15 protein-coding genes and 1 tRNA gene are annotated in these 17654 nt (G+C 52.6%); 8 read left to right on the plus strand and 8 right to left on the minus strand.

Annotated elements, in window-relative coordinates; translation table 11 throughout:
• The first annotated feature begins 24 nt into the window (after positions 1–24).
• Positions 25–97 (plus strand) — tRNA-Lys (locus tag ABDW36_RS21320).
• Between the two features lie 217 nt (positions 98–314).
• Here the strand turns inward: ABDW36_RS21320 and ABDW36_RS21325 are convergent.
• Positions 315–677: a helix-turn-helix domain-containing protein gene (locus ABDW36_RS21325; RefSeq protein WP_343703953.1), complete on the minus strand. Its 363-nt coding sequence runs from the start codon at positions 675–677 to the stop codon at positions 315–317.
• A gap of 155 nt (positions 678–832) precedes the next feature.
• Between ABDW36_RS21325 and ABDW36_RS21330 the strand changes: the two genes are divergently transcribed.
• From ABDW36_RS21330 to ABDW36_RS21340, 3 genes are all read left to right on the plus strand, one after another.
• On the plus strand, positions 833–1486 hold the full coding sequence (locus ABDW36_RS21330) for a DUF2306 domain-containing protein (protein WP_343703954.1): 654 nt from the start codon (positions 833–835) through the stop codon (positions 1484–1486).
• A gap of 158 nt (positions 1487–1644) precedes the next feature.
• On the plus strand, positions 1645–2211 hold the full coding sequence (locus tag ABDW36_RS21335) for a dihydrofolate reductase family protein (RefSeq protein ID WP_343703955.1): 567 nt from the start codon (positions 1645–1647) through the stop codon (positions 2209–2211).
• A 224-nt stretch (positions 2212–2435) separates the two neighbouring features.
• Positions 2436–3251 (plus strand): class I SAM-dependent methyltransferase, encoded by an 816-nt coding sequence (locus tag ABDW36_RS21340; protein WP_343703956.1) that lies wholly within the window; start codon positions 2436–2438, stop codon positions 3249–3251.
• A 67-nt stretch (positions 3252–3318) separates the two neighbouring features.
• Here ABDW36_RS21340 and ABDW36_RS21345 read toward each other — a convergent pair whose 3' ends face one another.
• The 7 genes from ABDW36_RS21345 to ABDW36_RS21375 form a co-directional block, all read right to left on the minus strand.
• Positions 3319–3705: a VOC family protein gene (locus ABDW36_RS21345; protein ID WP_343703957.1), complete on the minus strand. Its 387-nt coding sequence runs from the start codon at positions 3703–3705 to the stop codon at positions 3319–3321.
• Between the two features lie 168 nt (positions 3706–3873).
• Positions 3874–7680 (minus strand): FG-GAP-like repeat-containing protein, encoded by a 3807-nt coding sequence (locus tag ABDW36_RS21350; protein WP_343703958.1) that lies wholly within the window; start codon positions 7678–7680, stop codon positions 3874–3876.
• 28 nt (positions 7681–7708) lie between these two features.
• On the minus strand, positions 7709–8626 hold the full coding sequence (locus ABDW36_RS21355; protein ID WP_343703959.1) for a PorP/SprF family type IX secretion system membrane protein: 918 nt from the start codon (positions 8624–8626) through the stop codon (positions 7709–7711).
• A gap of 101 nt (positions 8627–8727) precedes the next feature.
• Positions 8728–9129, minus strand: a complete 402-nt coding sequence (locus tag ABDW36_RS21360; RefSeq protein WP_343703960.1) for a hypothetical protein — start codon at positions 9127–9129, stop codon at positions 8728–8730.
• A 10-nt stretch (positions 9130–9139) separates the two neighbouring features.
• Complete coding sequence (locus ABDW36_RS21365; RefSeq protein WP_343703961.1) at positions 9140–10729, minus strand: beta-carotene 15,15'-monooxygenase; 1590 nt, start codon at positions 10727–10729, stop codon at positions 9140–9142.
• Positions 10722–11786: an HlyD family secretion protein gene (locus ABDW36_RS21370; protein ID WP_343703962.1), complete on the minus strand. Its 1065-nt coding sequence runs from the start codon at positions 11784–11786 to the stop codon at positions 10722–10724. The genes ABDW36_RS21365 and ABDW36_RS21370 overlap by 8 nt, the downstream gene beginning before the upstream one ends.
• A 5-nt stretch (positions 11787–11791) precedes the next feature.
• Positions 11792–13123 (minus strand): TolC family protein, encoded by a 1332-nt coding sequence (locus ABDW36_RS21375; protein ID WP_343703963.1) that lies wholly within the window; start codon positions 13121–13123, stop codon positions 11792–11794.
• Between the two features lie 144 nt (positions 13124–13267).
• Here ABDW36_RS21375 and ABDW36_RS21380 point away from each other — a divergent pair, with 144 nt between their 5' ends.
• The 4 genes from ABDW36_RS21380 to ABDW36_RS21395 all read left to right on the plus strand — a co-directional run bounded on the left by ABDW36_RS21380 (position 13268) and on the right by ABDW36_RS21395 (position 17639).
• Positions 13268–14053, plus strand: a complete 786-nt coding sequence (locus tag ABDW36_RS21380) for an AraC family transcriptional regulator (protein ID WP_343703964.1) — start codon at positions 13268–13270, stop codon at positions 14051–14053.
• A 77-nt stretch (positions 14054–14130) separates the two neighbouring features.
• Positions 14131–14862 (plus strand): GntR family transcriptional regulator, encoded by a 732-nt coding sequence (locus ABDW36_RS21385; protein WP_343703965.1) that lies wholly within the window; start codon positions 14131–14133, stop codon positions 14860–14862.
• Positions 14863–14939: 77 nt separating this feature from the next.
• A complete protein-coding gene (locus ABDW36_RS21390) occupies positions 14940–15857 on the plus strand; it encodes an ROK family protein (protein ID WP_343703966.1) in 918 nt (305 codons plus the stop codon).
• A 15-nt stretch (positions 15858–15872) separates the two neighbouring features.
• Positions 15873–17639, plus strand: coding sequence for a class I mannose-6-phosphate isomerase (locus tag ABDW36_RS21395; RefSeq protein ID WP_343703967.1), 1767 nt, complete (start codon positions 15873–15875; stop codon positions 17637–17639).
• The last annotated feature ends 15 nt before the right edge of the window (positions 17640–17654 follow it).

Consider the following 17654-nt stretch of genomic DNA (forward strand, 5'->3'; position numbering starts at 1 on the left):
AATCCCAAACGAAAACGGGTGATTGATTCCGTAGCTCAGTTGGTAGAGCAATACACTTTTAATGTATGGGCCCTGGGTTCGAGTCCCAGCGGGATCACAGAAGGCGCTAGAAATAGCGCCTTTTTCGTTTAAACCTTTCGTCACCCTCGGGTTTTACGTAATAATTCGCACAAGAAAGCACAAAGTCTATCAGATCATTCGGGGACCTGTTCGGAGACCTGCTCCGGCGGCGTAAATTAGGTCCCCTGCCACTGATTGGGTAGCGGTTTTTAGGCTCATTCAAAAATCTGAAACTTGTGTGAAATGGAGTCAGTTTATTTATCCTCCTCCAACTCGGTTATCCGCTCCCTGATCACCTGTGCATTTTCCAACCCCCACCGGTCTATCTGTGCAAGAATTGGCAATAAGGATTCGCCCAGACCTGTGAGCTTGTATTCCGTTCTCTTAGGATATAAATCCTCCGTATATTTTTCCACCAATCCATAAAAGAGCAGCTCCGCCAGCTGCATCTCGATCACGCGGACGGAAGCGTCGCTGATGTAACGCGCAATCTCACTGGGACGTGTAATATCCCTGCTGATGGCATCCAGAATGCAGCATTTCCACTTGCCGCCCAGCACTTTCATGGCCAGGAACAGGCCACAATCTGGATCGTCAGCTATTTTTCTCGTGTACATATAATTTACTTGTGTCTGCTAAAATTACGTAATCCCTCTTAATTCAGCTGACCAACCCATACCGAATCTTTTATCGGTTATTGTGCTACTGATAACTCCACGCGAAATTTGCTTTCGGCTTTTCAAATTTATTGTACACTATAAAGAACCTGGAAATGGAAAAGGAAATGGATGTAAAAACACAATTCGTGACCAACTGGACGGATATCTTTCCATTATTGATTTGGATCGGAATCTTCTTCATGACCTGGCTGTTCATGCATGGAGCAGATCACTACTTGCAGATGACGCCCGAAGCATTGGGAAAATACTTCCCGGTGCGTTGGTTCCTCATCGCGCATATTACAGCTGGCGGAGGAGCATTGCTGTCTGGAATTGTTCAATTCTGGCCAAAGCTGCGCAACTATAGCTGGAAATTACACCGTGCTATCGGCTACCTGTACCTGCTGTCGATCCTTGTGAGCAGCGTCAGCGCCATTGTACTTGCTTTCACAACAGCTTATGCAGTGAACTGGGCTTATGCATTTACCTTGCAGGTGTGGGCCAGCATCTGGATCAGCGCTACGTTCATTGCTTTCTACAAGGCCATCAGGAAACAGTTTAAATTGCATAAGGAATGGATGATACGAAGCTATATCGTTACTGTGGCTTTCCTGATATCTGGATTTGCCTACAAGATCCCGTACATACAGCAACTGGGTAGTTTTGAAGAAGTAACGGTGCCGCTTTTCTGGATGGGATGGGCCGTTCCTCTTTATACTTATGAGGTGATACGCAGTAGCCGCGGCCGGCAACATAAGTGTGGATAAAGACGGCAATCTGTATATTCGGCACTATTCACGATGCTTTTAACAAGCATTGGCACTATTGCCCCATTAATTGTCACTTAACCCCATCCGCTATTCTCCCTGCCGGCAATAGTTTTGTATATTGGAATTACAATTCAAAACAAACAAAACACACTCAAATGAGAAAGCTGGTTTTATTTGCGCACATGTCTCTCGATGGTTTTGCCGGTGACAAGAATGGCGGCCTTGGCTTTTTGACATATGATGGTGAACTGCAGCAATTTGCGGACGAGCTGGTTAAAACAGTGGGCTCCCCGGTGTACGGCAAAAACACCTACCATTTAATGGAAGGGTACTGGCCCGGCGTACTGGAAGACCCGAATGCAAGCAGGCACTCCCTTGAACACGCGCAATGGGTGCAGAACGTTCCCAAAATAGTTTTCTCAACAACCTTGACCAGCGCTGACTGGAACAATACCACATTGATCAAAGACAACATTGTGGAGGAGGTGAACAAACTGAAGCGGCAGCCGGGCAAAGACCTGGTAATATTCGGGAGTCCCGGCCTCTCCAAAAACCTGATGAATCTCGGGCTGATAGACGAGTATAAGCTGACCCTGCATCCTGTAATATTAGGAGAGGGGATCAGCCTGTTCGATAGCAGTACACAGATGAGTAATTTGAAATTACTAGCGTCAAAAACGCTTGGTTCCGGCGTTGTTACATTGCACTACGCGAAGCGATAATTGCTATTAACAGTTCCCTTTGGAAAAACGTTAAAATTTTCCTAAATCCCTTTACCTTTTTCCCCAGCCAGCTGTTCAACTGTAAATTTGCAACCATCAGGAGCCGGTATGGCCCTGGAAAAGTATATTTTATAACCCCAAAAGTATTGCCCGTTAGGTTAATCCCAAATTAGTCTACACGCACACCGTCAGGTTGTGGGCAATGCCTTTTCAAAACAATCACAATGAACCCAAACAAAGCATTATGGGAGAAGGGCGATTTTACCAAGATCGCTGAAAGCATGAGGGAAAGCGGCGCCGCGCTTGTTTCCCAATTAGGCGTCACCAAAGGTCTTAAAGTGCTGGATCTCGGCTGTGGCGACGGTACCACTGCCATTCCCGCCGCAAAGCTCGGCGCGCACGTATTAGGTGTTGACATTGCCAGCAACCTGGTGGAAGCCGGGAACCGCCGGGCAAAAGCGGAGGGGCTTGCCAATTGCGAGTTCCGTGAAGGCGATGCCGTTCAACTGGACGGATTGGAAGACCAGCGTTTTGACCTGGTGGTCAGCATCTTTGGCGCCATGTTCGCGCCCAAACCGCTGGATGTAGCCAGGGAAATGGTGCGGGTAACCCGTCCGGGGGGAAAAATTGTAATGGGCAACTGGATACCGGGAGACCCCACCCTGGTGGCCCAGATACTGAAGATCAGCTCAGCGTACACCCCTCCGCCGCCGGAAGGTTTCATCAGCCCCATGTTATGGGGTGTTGAAAGCCATGTAATTGAGCGCTTCACCAGTGCCGGTGTAGCCAAGGAAGACATTTCCTTTGCCAGGGATACTTTTAATTTTGAGATCTCCGGCAGCCCAGCGGAGTTCCTGGCCAGGTTCAGGAACTATTATGGGCCTACTATGAATGCTTTTGAGGCTGCTGAAAAGAACGGCAAGGCCGCTGAGCTGCAACAGGAACTGGAAGAACTGTTCAACCGCGAGAATAAAAGCGGGAGCAGTGATGCCACGCTTATTCCCGCTACCTTCCTGAAAGTAACGGTTGTACGCAGGTAACCGGCAAATATTAACCGGTGCAGCCGTGGTAAAGCGCGGCTGCACCGGTTTTTTGCATGTTAGCGCTCTACATATGGAATACATTGAACTTATGGCCATCCGGGTCTGCAAACACAAAACCGTAATAACCTTCTCCAAACTCTTCCGGCTTTGAAACGATTGTTCCCCCGGCTTCCCGCACTTCTTTTTCCCAGTTATTAACCTCTTCCCTTGTGTCTGCTGACAGGGTAAATATAATTTCGTTCCCGGCTTTTGCATCTGGTATTGGCCCCTTCATGGCGGGCTCAAGCACATCTTTCAAAAAGAAATGGATCACAAAGTTGTTGTCTCCAAAGAAGAAGCTGGTCAGCTGGTCTGACGCACCGTTGTGTTTGAACCCGAGCTGGTTGTAGAATGCAGTGGTTCGATCTAAGTTTTGGACACTGAAATTGGCCCAGATCCTTTTCGGTTTCATATACTAGTGTTATGGTGGTTAATTACACAACCCAAAAGTAGCCCATTACCTTATGAGAGAGGGAGGCCGTTTGCGAAATTTCCGGGGCCATTTCCGTCTTTCCTTAATATAAAAAACGGAGCCGGACAGCTGTAAAACGCTTGTCCGGCTTCGTGCTGTTACAATGGTCTAGTATTCCAGTACAAAGAAGCCCGTCACTTTTTTGCGCGTACCGCCAGATGTATAGAAGAACATGTAATAATACACGCCTTTCGGCAGCAACTGGCCGCCGGAATTAGCATATCCTTTAAAATCATTCCGGTACGGTTTGGCTTCAAATACAATTCTGCCGGTTGCATTGGCAATATGCATCTCATTGTCAGGGAAATTGCGCAGGCCTTCTATCTGCAGGAAGTCGTTGATGCCATCCCCGTTCGGGGTAATCGCATCGCTTACTTTTATTTCCTGGCCGGAAGAGACGATCTCCAGTGTTTGCGTAACTGCCACAGCTGCTTCGAAGTTGGCGTTGCCCGCCTGCCGCGCGGTAATGCTGGTAATGCCGGCGCGCAGGGGCGTTACCAGTTCATTGCTGGCGGTAGCAAGATTGGTGTTCTCTATCTCGTATGTAACCGGCAGGCCGGAACTGGCCGTGGCGCCAGGGTTGAAAGGCGGTTCGTTAACGTTGCGGGGCGCCAGCGGCCCGAAGGTGATGGTTTGCTGGGCTTTTCTTACTACCAGTTGTTTAGACAACGTGGCGGCGGCGGAATAGTTGCCGTTGCCGCTTTGCGTAGCCGTAATAGTAACGGTACCCGCACCGGTGATGTGGACCTGGCCGGCGGCGTTCACAGTGGCCACGTTGGCGTCTGAGCTGGCGTATTCAACGGGCAGGCCGCTGGAGGCTGCCGCGCCGGCAGGGAAATCTGCATCACCAAAGGTTTTGACCGGCAGATCGATCCATGTTATCTGCTGTATGGCCTTGCTGATGGTGAGCGTTGCGGTGATGCTGACGGCCAGGTAGTTACCGTTGCCGGCTTGTATAGCAGTTATGGTAACGGTACCAGCACCGGTGATATGAATAGTACCGTTGGCCGCAACAGTGGCAACGTTAGGGTCTGAGCTGCTGAAAGTAACAGGCAGTCCGGAGCTGGCATGCGCGCTGGCGGTGAAGTCCGCGTCACCGAAAGTTTTGGCAGGCAGCGGATCAATCGTGATGGTTTGTGTTGCCTTATTAACGGTTAATACGGCGGTAGCGGTAGTGCTGTTGTAATTGGCATTGCCGCTTTGCGTAGCGGTAATGGTAGCGGTGCCTGTGCCCGTGATGTGGATCTTTCCATCTGCAGCAATGGTGGCAATGTTGGCGTCTGAACTGGTGAGCTGAACCGGCAAACCGGTACTGCTTTCTACCTGCGGGTCAAAATCCGCATCACCAAAAGTTTTGGGTGCAATGGCCGGAAAGGTGACGGTTTGCGCCGCTTTGCCCACCGTGAGCGTTGCCGTGGTGGTAGCGCTGTTGTAATTGGCATTGCCGCTTTGCGTGGCTGTGATAGTAGCAGTGCCTGTGCCTGTGATATGAATTTTCCCATCCGCAGTGATGGTGGCAACGTTCACATCCGAACTGCTGAGCTGTACAGGCAGCCCTGCGCTGCTCTGCACCTGCGGGTCAAAATCTGTATCCCCGAAGGTTTTGGGTGCAATGGCCGGGAAGGTGATGGTTTGTGATGCGGGCGTGACGCGTAGTGTTACCAGGGCAGTATCTCCAAGGTAGTTGCCGCCGGTTTGCTGCATGGCGGCAATTTCAGTGGTGCCTGTGCCGGTGATGTGAATATTGCCGGCGGCGTCTATAGTAGCAACGGCAGGTTGGCTGCTGCTGAAGGTGAGGGGCAGCGCTGGGTCTGCCTGTACGTTGAGCGTAAAGTCTGCGGAGCCGTATACTTTGTCCGCAATAGGGGTCAGCACAATGCTGAGCGGCTTCGGCTCAATGGTAAGCGTGCCTTGTTGATAGGTGAAATTGTAATTGGCTGCTGCCGCGCCGCTGGCGTTGATGGGGTAGGCGCCCGCGCCGCTGCTGCCGGTGGCCGTGGTGGATATTTGCACGGGCTGCGTTAGTACACTTTCGTTTTCACTGCCCGCAAAGCCGGTAATATGGTAGGTAAGCGCCGGAAGGGGGCTGCCGTAGGTGATCTTCTTGTCATCTGCGGCAACAACGAGCATTCCGCGCGTGAATATCATCGTTTTCTGGATCACGTTAACGGGCAGCCACTCCCCGTTGCCATGGTGATAGGCAATGAGGGAGCAGGTGTCTACTGCTTTGATGCGGACCTTCCCGTCTGGCAGCAACTCCGCCGCGGAAGGGTTACCTAGTTGAATGGTGAGCGGCAGGCCGGAGCTGAGGGTGGCGGGTATAAAATCCGGATTGCCGTATTGATGCGTGAGGTCATTCAGCTGAATGGTTTGTGATTTGCGGGTGGCAAAAGATTGTTCCGCGGGAAAGGCAGAGCCCGCCCAGGCGGCGTCTATAGCCTGTACGCTCCAGCGGTATACCTTGTCATACGCAAGACCGTGGAACGTGTAGCTCGTGTTCTGGGTAGCGTTGCCTACGGCTACCTGCCTGCGGTAGCCGCCGGGCGCCGCATACCCGTTTACTTTCACCAGGTTGCCGGGGTCTTCGTACAGGTAGATGTTGTAGTGTAGACCAGGGGCAGGCGTTTGTGCGTCAGTAGCCGGCTGCCAGGTGAAGGTGACGGACTGCTCATCGGCCGAAATGGAATGAGACAGGCCGGTGGGCGCTGCGGGGCGCGCATTGGCAACTGCGGAGGTATTCCGGTACAACGTGCAGGCAAATGAACCGCTTAGCTCGGAGCCGATCCATAGCAGATCGAGCCGGCCGTCGTTATTGTAGTCTGCCCATGATGCAGAGGAGAACCTACGGGCATCCAGCGTTGCTTCGAGGGTAAAATTGTTGCCGCCCCTGTTCATATATATGTACGTGCCAGACTGGGGGGTTGAGGGGTCCCAGACCGTTTGCCCGGCGGCCGCTATATCCAGCAGCCCGTCGTTGTTATAATCTCCCCACGCGGTGCTGCCACTCACCCCCTGCAGGTTGGCGTTGATGTCCGTAAACCCGGTGCCGGCATTGTTGCGGTAAATTTTAGTAAGATACTGGTTTGGGTGCTGCGTACTGAACCCCGATAGCAGCAGGTCAGGGTACCCGTCGTTATCATAATCGCCCCAGCTGATGGAGCCGTAATGGAAGCCATAGGCTCCCACCATTGTGCCGGTAGAAAAATTGCCGTTGCCCAGGTTGCGGTATAAGCTGTTGCGGGAGCTGCTGTTGTCAGAGCCGGTCATCATGAGGTCCAGCAACCCGTCTTTATCATAGTCTGCCCATGCAAAATCTCCGCCGCTTACCGCCAACAACGGTGTGCCCGTTTCTTCAAAGCCGCCCTGGCGGTTATTGTGATAGATTTTTGCTACTCTGGCGCTGCCATCGAAGCCGCTGATGGCCAGGTCCGGATACCCGTCGTTGTCATAGTCACCTGCCGCTGCGCCGCCAGTGCTCAGCCTTTCCGGCAGCCCGGTATTGCTGACGGGAACAAATGTGCCGCCAACGTTCCGGTATAGTATTACCGGGCCGCCCACCAGCAGGAGGAGGTCCAGCTGCGCATCGTTGTCATAGTCCAGCCAGACAATAGTCATTTCGGAGTCGTTTGCGCCGGTGTTACTCAAATTGGCGCCGATGTCTGTGAAAGTACCGTTGCCGTTGTTGCGGTAAATACGTGCCTCGTAGCCGCCGCCATACATCAGCCCGGCAATGCATACGTCCAGGTCGCTGTCGTTGTCGTAATCAGCCCATGCGGTGCTGCCGCCGTAGGTATTGAGGTTGCCGAAACCGGCAGTGGGAACCGCGGTAAACGGCCCGGTTTGGGAATAGGCGTGGAATGCCGCCGGCAGCAACGCCAGCGTGCAGAGCAGTTTTTTTATGCGGGAAAGAAACATATCATGCTGAATTTGAAAGGAACGGATATTACCACCATTTATAGGGAAGGAAAGCGCCTGCGGCCCAGGGTATCCTGTAGTTCACGAAAATTTCGTGAGAGCCGGAGCTGAAACGGATAATGTTCCGTTTGTTGCCAAGCGCGAAGATGTAGGAGTAACCCAGCTGCAGCCGCCGCTGAATGGTGTATTGCAGCGCGGCGTTCATCTCGCCGGTACTGCGCCAGGTGAGGCCGGCAGCGGCGCTTTCACGGTATATCACGGTGGCGCCTATGTCCAGCGGTTTGTCTTGCGGGAACAGGTTGTACAGCAGGGAAGGGGCAATGGAAAAATCTTCTCCCAGCGGGTGAATGCTGCCTGCCGCTATATACCCGCTGTTGCCCTCATCTTCCGGCCGCAGCTGGCCTTCGCTTTCGAAGTTTTTCAGCTTGATGCGCGGCATGGAAGCGCCGATGTAGAAATTGTCACGGTGCAGCATAATGCCGAAGCCAGCCACGCCGCGCCATTCGTTCACCGGCTGTTTGTTGGCCAGCGCGGGGTCTCCCTGCCCCAGGCCGCTGTAGCGGGCGGAAAAATTGTCCATGCCGCCGTAGAAGCCGAGGGTGAGGCGTTCTGTTGGAGTGATGTTCACCGTTTTGGACACCATTGCGCCCAAAGAGGTGTAGGAAGTAACGGCTACCTTTTTATACTCCGCCACCAGGCCCACGGCAATGCCCGGCTTTGGTACGAAAGTATTGCCGGTGAAGCTGAAGGCCATGGGCGCATCGTTAATGCCGGCCCATTGCTTGCGGCCAAACGCCGTCAGGGAGGTGGAAGAGTCCATGCCCATGATGGCGGGGTTCACCAGCCCAAGATGTTTGTTGAAATTGGCGTAAACGAAACTTTCCTGCGCCTGTAAACATGGGGATAAGAGCAGGAGCATGCCCAGCAGGTGTAAATGTTTTATCATGCACGGATACGGTTGTGTCAAAGAGGATACTGTCACTGCAAAGGACGGATATTCCCGAACACACCGGTATCCCTCATTTGGGGGAAGCGGGGTGGGGCGCATTATTTCCAGCTGCCAGATATGGAAATGCTCAAACTGTCATTCGTTACTTCCATATCAATAGGGAAGATGATCTTGTACTCATCCATATCCACCCGGCAGCCGCCAATATAACCGGAAACGTCTCCCCAGAGCTGGAACCGGTAATGTTTTTTGTACAGCGTCATCGGTATGGCCGGGTGAACGCTGAAAGTAGCCGGCAGCGTCAGGTTGCTGGGGTATCCGTTGGTATGCGCCAGCACCTTGGCGGTATCATCTTCACAAACTTTTAGGTAAAGCTGTTGGGTGGGAAGACCGCTATGCCGGTATTCATGCAGCCGGATGGTTTTTAGTGTAAAGGCGATGTTTTCTTTTTTGCAGCCTGTGCACAGCAGCACAAGGCATATCATCAACAGTCTGTTCATATCAATTATATTATGCCGGAGAAAGCCTCCTTGACCTTAAATACACTACCGTCCGGTTCAGGTAGGGGAAGAGGGCAATGAGCAGCAGCGTGCCCACAATCACCCAGGCCATCAGTTCGTAATAGTCCATGCCGTAGCGGAGCTGCCCCTGCCCGTTGATGCGGCCTACCAGTAATTTATAGGACGCCTTTGCAGCCTGCTCCGGCGCCATGCCTTTGGCAACCAGGTATGCCGATTGTTTTTCGAGGTTCAGCCTCACCATGGGGTCTACCAGCGTCAAATGGTCCTGGAAGGCATTGTAATGCCTGCTCTTTCCCCACAGCTCAAAGTAGTTGATGATGCCGATGCTGACACAAAAACCCAGGTACCTGATAGCCAGGCAGATGGCGGAGGCGGAAGGCGCCAAGGCTACCGGCACGGAAGAAATGGAATAGATGATGGTGGGCACCATAATGAGGCCCACGCCCAGCCCCTGGATGAACAGCGGCACAAAGTAGTTATGCTCATCACCCTGTACGTCAAAAAGGAAGAACATGATCACATGAAAGGCCAGCAGCAGCAGGAAACCCGGCAGCCAGGTATAACGTATCCGTTTTTTCTGCAGTATCATGCAGCAGGCTATGATAACGCCGGTTACCAGCCCCGCCAGGTTCAGGAGGTTGATATATGAAACATGCATAGGGTCGAAGCGGTATACCGTAGCAAAGAAGTTGTTCGAAACGCCGGAGGCGAACCGGCAAATGTACATCACAAACAATACCACCAATCCTATTTTGAAGTTCCGGAACCGGAATATGTGCAGGTCTATGTAAGGGTGCTTCATGGCCTTCTGCCGCAGTATGTAAATGGCGCCAAGGCCTGCAATCCCTATCACGCTGTACCTGATGCGCATATCATCCAGCCAGTAGTATTCCTGCCCGTAGATCATGATGTAGCCGGTCAGGCAGAGCACAATGCTGTAGATGGCAAAGCTTTGCCAGTCCAGCTTGTACAGGGGGAACCGCACGTTCAGCCGCACGTTGTTCATGGTCAGCATCAGCAGCATGAGGCAGGGGAGGAAGGAGAACAGCGCGGCTTTGTATACGATGTTGAAGTTATGGGCGTCTATCAGGTCTGCCGTAACAAAGTTGTTGAAAGGGATGGCGCAAAGCAGCAGCCCGAAGAAAACGGAGAAGCTAACTTCCCTGGCCCGCTCGCTGCGCAGTCGCGTAAACATGAGCGCCAAAGAGAGGTTGACGGTGCTGGAGAAAAGCATGCCCTGCATGAACCGGATCGGGAACAGGATGTATACCTCGTGTGTCAGGTAACAAACCAGCGTACCCAGCATTTGCAGGAAGGTGATCAGGATGAAGTATTCCCTGGCGGCCAGGTAGGTGAAGAAGCGCCGCTCCAGGCTGTAGAAACCTACATACCCTGCGTAAAAGAGCGCCACGGCAAACTGGATGTCTGCAGGCTCGCTGCCGTAATAACCCGCGGCGGCATTGACATTGGCCAGCGGCAGGAAAAACAGTACAATGCTGGGCAGTATGACCAGGAAGAGGATGATCTTCACCAGCCATTCCGGCGCCCATTGCCTGAATATGGGAATACCATTAGTCACGGTGCTGTTCTTTAGGAATGTACACGTTTACGTTCATGCCCACCTTCAATACGTCTGTTTCCGCGCGGGCGCCGTCTATGCGGATGCGCACGGGCACGCGTTGCACTATCTTCACATAGTTTCCCGTAGAGTTGTCTGGCGGCAGCAGTGAGAAGCTGGAGCCCGTTGCAGGGGAGAGGGAAATAATGGTGCCGTTGAATTTCCGGCCGGGGAAGGCATCTGCCACCACCACGGCGGAATCACCTATCCGCATGTGGGCTACCTGTGTTTCCTTGTAATTGGCCACCACCCATTTATCCGTTTCGTTATTGACAATAAAGGCCAGCGTTTCTCCCGCATCTATCATTTGCCCTACTTCCACCGTGCGCCGCCCCATTCTGCCGTTGTAGGATGCCGTGATCACGGTGTAGCTGACGTCCAACTGGTGCCGCCTCAGCAGGGCTTTTAAGCGCGCTATTTCCGCCAGCACTACCGCTTTTTCCGCCCTCACGTCTGCCGTGCGGGAAACAGCGGCCTCATGGTTGTCCTGGGCGGCCCGGTAATCGCTGGTGTTCACGTCTAGCGCGGCCTGCATATGTTCCAGCTGCTGCCTGGTGGCTGATTCTTCTTTGTACAGCTCGAGGTAGCGGTCATAGTCCAGCTGCTGCTTCCATACTTTTGCCTTGGTAGCCGCCACTTGCGCCCGGGCGGCCTCCGCGGTTTTATGGAGCGTGTGGATGTTGCTTTCCAGTACCAGCAGCTGCGCTTCAGCGCGCTGAATGGCGGCTTTTGTTTGTTCTTCCTGCAGTACATACTCCCGGTTGTCTATGAGCAGCAGCGTATCTCCTTTTTTGACGAGCTGGTTTTCCTCAAATTTTACGGCCACAATAAAGCCGCCCGCCCGTGAAATAACGGGGTTGATGTATTCCTGCACCTGCGCGTCATTGGTTTGTTCGTAGGTGTAGTAGCCCCAGAGGGTGTACACGCCCCAGATGGCCAGGGCAATAACAATAATGCCGGATATCCACCCGGTGATCCTTGTGATGAGTCTGTCTGTAACAGCGTATTTCTTTTTCATTGTATTTATAGAACGCCAGTGATGTTTTGGAGTAAATAGTACCTGGTTTGCGCAGTGATGCGGGCTGCAGCCAGCTCAAAGCGGGATTGCAGCACCTGTATGTCTGCGTCCAGCAGGTCTGTGATCAGCGAAGCCTGGTTGAAGTAGGTGTTTTTGATGATGCGCGCGTTTTCTTCCGCCTGCGTTACGTTCACTTCCGCCACGTTTATTTGCACCAGCGCTTCCCTGTACCGCAGGTAAGCCTCCCTGACCTGCTGCCGCACCTTGTCTTCCGTATCATGATGTATCTCTTCTTCCTTCTCAAGCTCCAGTTTGGCGGCCTTCACCTTATGAATGTTGTGATAGAGTGCCGAAAGGGGGAACGTTGCCTTCAGGCCCGCCACGCCCAGGGAGTACCAGTAAGGGTTGTAAGGGAACAGGAATATCTGCGGGTTGGCATAATAGAAATCTCCGTACAGGCCCAGGTGGGGGCGTACATTGGCTTTCACCTGCCTGATGCGGAGCTTGCTCAGTTCCGTTTGTTTTTCTGATATATGATAGGGAAAGGAGTGATGCAGGGCTTCGGCCAGGTAGTGCTCATAGGGAACGCGCTCATCCTGGTGGGGAGTGGTGGCAGCGGGGTGGATGATGCGCTCGTCTGGCTCTCCCATGATGATGTTGAGCTGCTGGGTGGTGATCAGGATGTCATTATTGATGGTAACCAGGGCCATTTTGCGGCGGGAGAGGTCCAGCTCCACGCGCAGCACGTCGCTTTTCAGCACGGTACCGTTCTTGTGGAAGGCTTTGATCTCCTTCAGCTGCTTTTCCTGGTCTGCAATATCCTGCATGATGAGGTGGCGGAAAATAAAAGACTTCTGGAGGTCTAGGTACAGGGCGGCTGTTTTGTACCGTATGTCAGACAGGGCCTGGTCTTGCTGTATCTCGCTGATGTGGTGCAGTATCCTGGTTTCCGATACTTTCAGGTTGAGCTTGTTGCCGTGGTAGATGTTGAGGTAAAGGTCTGCGCCGGCTTTGTAAAGGGTGTGGATCACCTCATGCTGGGAGGGTTTGGAAAACAGGCCATGGTCATAAATGGGGATGTTGGAGGCTTTTTCCGCCGTGCCTTTCAGGCCCAGCTCCGGGAGCCGCTCCATCTGTACGTCCCTGATCTCTTCACCGGCTATGGCTACCGTTTTTCTTTTGATGGCTACAAGGCGGCTGTTGGCTTCGGCTTTTTGCCAGGCTTCCTGCAGGGTGAGGTGTAGTGTGTCTGCTGTTGCACAGCGGGAAAAACGGTGATTCGCATTAGAAACCTGTTGCAAATACAACAGGGAAAGCAGAACTGGAAGTGTCCGCATACTGTCTTACTCAATTTGGAGCGCAAAGCTACAGTGCGGGAACATCCGGCATTATATTACAATAGCCATATTTTTATCCGATCCGGCCAAAATAAATATTTGGGATCTGGCTGCTTGTAGATAACTTTGCAGCGCAACAGCATTATGGGATTAATAGCATCATTGCCGGATATAGACAAACAGCCACGGTCTGTTTTTGTTATGCATGAAAAATCTGAGAAGCTCATTCCCCTGCATACCCACCGCAAAGGGCAGTTGAGTTATGTAGAAGGTGGCATTGCCTATATTACCATTCACTTCAAGACCTATGTAGTGCCCGCCCGCCACTACTTCTGGATACCGAAGGGAATGCCCCATGTGTTGCGCATCGGCCATTCAGCCACCGTGCTACGCTCTCTTTACTTTTACGCCACAGATGATGCCGGCCATCCTTTTTATGACCAGCTGGGCATTTACCCCGCCAGCGAGCTGCTGATACAGATGATCAACTATACCGAGCGGTGGGACGGCAAACACATCAACCAGAAGAGCTACAACTTCGAGTTCCTGGTATCTCTCAAAAAACTGCTGCCGCAGCTGAACAACAGCGCCTTGCCCATTGTATTGCCCATTACGGAAGACGAGCGCATGCAGCCTATTATTAAATACCTGGAAAAGAACATCGGTGAACCCGTTAACCTGAAAACACTGAGCGCCCGTTTCAATATGAGCGAGCGTTCCATGTCAAGGCTCTTCCAGTCTCACCTGCACATTTCTTTCCTGCAGTATTTAAAAACGCTGCGGATGGTGAAGGCCATTGAAATGATCGTAAAAACCAACATGCCCATTACAGACATTGCTTTTGAAGTAGGGTATGACTCCATCGGCTCCTTCAGCAATACTTTTTATGCTTTTACCCATTCCCGGCCCACAGACCTCCGCAAAAATTAAGACCGGCGCCCCTTGGAAATTTTTTTTGGAAAAGATTGGTTTATGTTCCAAACTTTAGTATGTTTGAACATTCATACATGAGTTTGAAGATAGACCATAAGAGTAAACTGCCGCTCCACATCCAGGTGGAAGAGCTGCTCCGGAAGCTGATCAGCCAGCCGGAGTACCAGAACGGCTCTTTCCTGCCCAAAGAGGTGGAACTGGCCAACCGGCTGGGCGTTTCCAGGAACACCATCCGCCAGGCCACCAACAAGCTGGAATATGAAGGCTTGCTGGCCCGGAAGAAGGGGGTGGGCACCAAGGTGGCGCAGCGGCAGCTGTCTACCAGCCTGCAAGACTGGCAGAGCTTTACCAAGGAGATGTCCAAGCGCGGTATCATTACTTCCAACCTGCTGCTCACGCTGGAAAGGGTGAAGGCAGATGAAAAGATGGCCGGCTTTTTCAACATCCCGCTCCACACGTCTATCTGCAAACTCAGCAAACTCAAAGGGGTAGATGGCGAGCCCATCGTTTACTTTGAAAGTTACTTCCATCCACGTATCACCCTTACAGAAAGTGACGATCTCAACCGTCCGTTATACCAGCTGCTGTCTGAAAAATTTGACATCATTGTGGTGCGCTCCAGCGAGCACATCAGCGCCCTCATGGCCGGCAATGTGGCAAAGAAGCTGCAGGTAGACCAGAAGTGCCCCGTGCTCTTCAGGGAACGCTTTGTGTATGACCCGGGAGACAGGCCTATTGAATACAACATCGGTTATTACAGGTCAGACAAGTTCACTTATTCCATTGAGATAAGGTCAGAAAGCTGATCTTTTATGTGATCTCCTTTTTTTGCTCCGTGCAGGAAAAGGATATTTTTTTCTTCATTTTTAATATGTTCAAACATATGAACAATAACTATGTGATCGGTGCGGATATAGGTGGTTCACATATTACCGCCGCCCTGGTAGATCTGGCCAATGGTGCGGTGGCAGACAGTTCCAAGTACAAGGAGCCGGTAAACGCGGGTGCGGACGCAAGAGATATTCTCACGCGGTGGACGAAAGCCATCGGTCATGTGCTCACCGCCGCTAATGGAGAAGTAGCCGCCATCGGCATTGCCATGCCGGGGCCGTTTGACTACCCGGAGGGCATCTCACTGATCAAAGGCGTAGCGAAATATGAGTCCCTCTACGGCATGAATATCAGGGCCGCGCTGAAGGCGTCTTTAAGCTTTGACGGCGGCATTTATTTCGAGAACGATGCGTCTTGCTTTGCCCTGGGAGAAGCATGGGCGGGGGAGGGAGCAGGCTGCAGCCGCATGGTGGCCGTTACGCTGGGCACCGGCCTGGGCGGCACTTTCCTGCACAACAATATTATTCTGCATGAAGGCAAAGGCATACCGCCTGAAGGATATATCTATCACCTGCCTTACAAAGCTGGCATTGCGGAAGATTACATCTCTTCCCGCTGGCTGCTCAACGAATACCAGCAGCGCACCGGCCAGCGTCTGAATGAAGTGAAGAACATAGCAGACCTGGCGGAACAGCAGGATGCCATAGCGCTGGCGCTGTTTGCAGAAATGGGCCATTCACTGGGAGAAGTGCTGGCGCCCTGGCTGAAAGACTTTGCCGCAGAGCGGCTGGTAATAGGCGGCAACATCCGCAAGGCGCACCCTTACTTTTTACCTGCCCTGCAGGCCTGCCTGCAGCAAAACAATATCAACACCACCGTACATATTTCCAACCGCGGGGAGAACTCAGCGCTCTCCGGCGCGGCGTGGATCTGTAAATCGATACTCGTTACCAACAATAATGCGCGATAGAAAATGAACACCATCATGAATTGGAGAAAAACAACCCAACCCCTGATGCCGGCCACCACGGCAGAGAAACAGCCTCCCGCGGCAGGTGCGTACGATATGTACCCCTTTGCCCAATTGGGAGCAGGCAAGATCCGGAACGGATATGCCAGCCTTGCTAAATGGATGACCGGCCGGAATGTTATTTTGATAGACGGATATATTGGTAACGACTGGGAGTATATAGCCGGCTCCCTGCAGCGGGAGCTGGAGGCTGCGGGCGTAGCCGTAACCGTGGTATGCACTTCCACCCTCATGAAGCCTTCCACCGAAATAGAAGCACTGGTAGCGCCTTTCCTGGGAGAAAAAGGTACCGTGTGGGGCAGAAGGGCCACCATTACCCTGGAAGATCTTTTTGACAAAGAAAAGCTGCGCAATGTACAGCCCGCCGCGGAAGGCATTACGCTGGTGATCGGCGTAGGCGCGGCGCTCACCGGGCTCAATGCGCCGGTAGTGTACATAGACCTGCCTAAAAACGAATTGCAATACCGCATGCGCGCCCGTACGGCCAACAACCTGGGCAAGCAGGCGTGGGACGATAACCAGGAAACCTACAAACGTTTCTACTTTGTAGACTGGGTGCTGCTCAATGCGCACAAACAACAAATTCTGTCCCGCATAGAGGTGATAGCAGACGGCCAGTGGAAAGACAAGATCTCCTGGGCCACCCATGCGGCCATCAGCGAAGGGCTGCAATACCTCTCCCGGAACGCTTTCCGCGTACGGCCCTGGTTTGAGGCCGGCGCCTGGGGCGGAGACTGGATGAAGAAAAAGATTCCCGGCCTGAACAAAGAAGAAGTGAACTACGCCTGGTCTTTCGAAATGATAGTGCCGGAAAACGGGCTGGTGTTTGAAAGCGACGGCCACCTGCTGGAAATTGCGTTTGACTGGCTGATGATGAAACACGCCAAAGACGTGCTGGGGCAGGATGAACAACGCTTCGGCATAGACTTCCCCATCCGGTTCGATTTCCTGGACACCTTTGACGGCGGCAACCTCTCCATCCAGTGCCATCCCCGCGTGCAATACATCCAGGAGCAGTTCGGGGAAACCATCACGCAAGATGAAACCTATTACATGCTGGACTGCAAGCCCGGCGCCAAAGTATACCTGGGCTTCCAGGAAAGCATTGACCCGGCGGCTTTCCGCCAGGCGCTGGAAGATAGCGTAGCTACCAACACGGCCATTGACGTTGAAAAGTACGTGCAGGTATTTGACGCCCACAAGCACGATTTTTTCCTCATCCCCAACGGCACCGTGCACAGCTCCGGGAAAGACAACCTGGTACTGGAAATCAGCGCCACGCCTTACATTTTTACGTTCAAGATGTATGACTGGGTAAGGCTTGACCTCAACGGGAAGCCCCGTCCCATCAATATAGACCATGCTTTCAATAACCTGGACTTCAGCCGCAAGGGCGCAAAAGTACAGGAGGAACTGATCTCCAAACAGCAGGTGATCGAGAAAGGGGAAGACTGGCAGCTGGTGCACGCGCCTACCCATGCGGAACATTTTTATGATGTGCACCGGATGGAGTTTGCGAAAAACATGACGGTAGATACCAACGGCAAATGCCACGTGCTGATGCTGGTAGAAGGGGAGTCTGTAGTGGTAGAGACCGCCAACGGCTTCCGCCAGCGGTACAGCTATGCTGAAACCTTCGCGGTACCTGCCGCAGCGGGGTCTTACAAGATCATCAACGAAGGCAAAACAACCGCCAAAGTGGTAAAGGCCTTTGTAAAATAAAAACTGAAACTGCCC

It is taken from the genome of Chitinophaga sp., from assembly GCF_039596455.1.
Lineage (GTDB): Bacteria > Bacteroidota > Bacteroidia > Chitinophagales > Chitinophagaceae > Chitinophaga.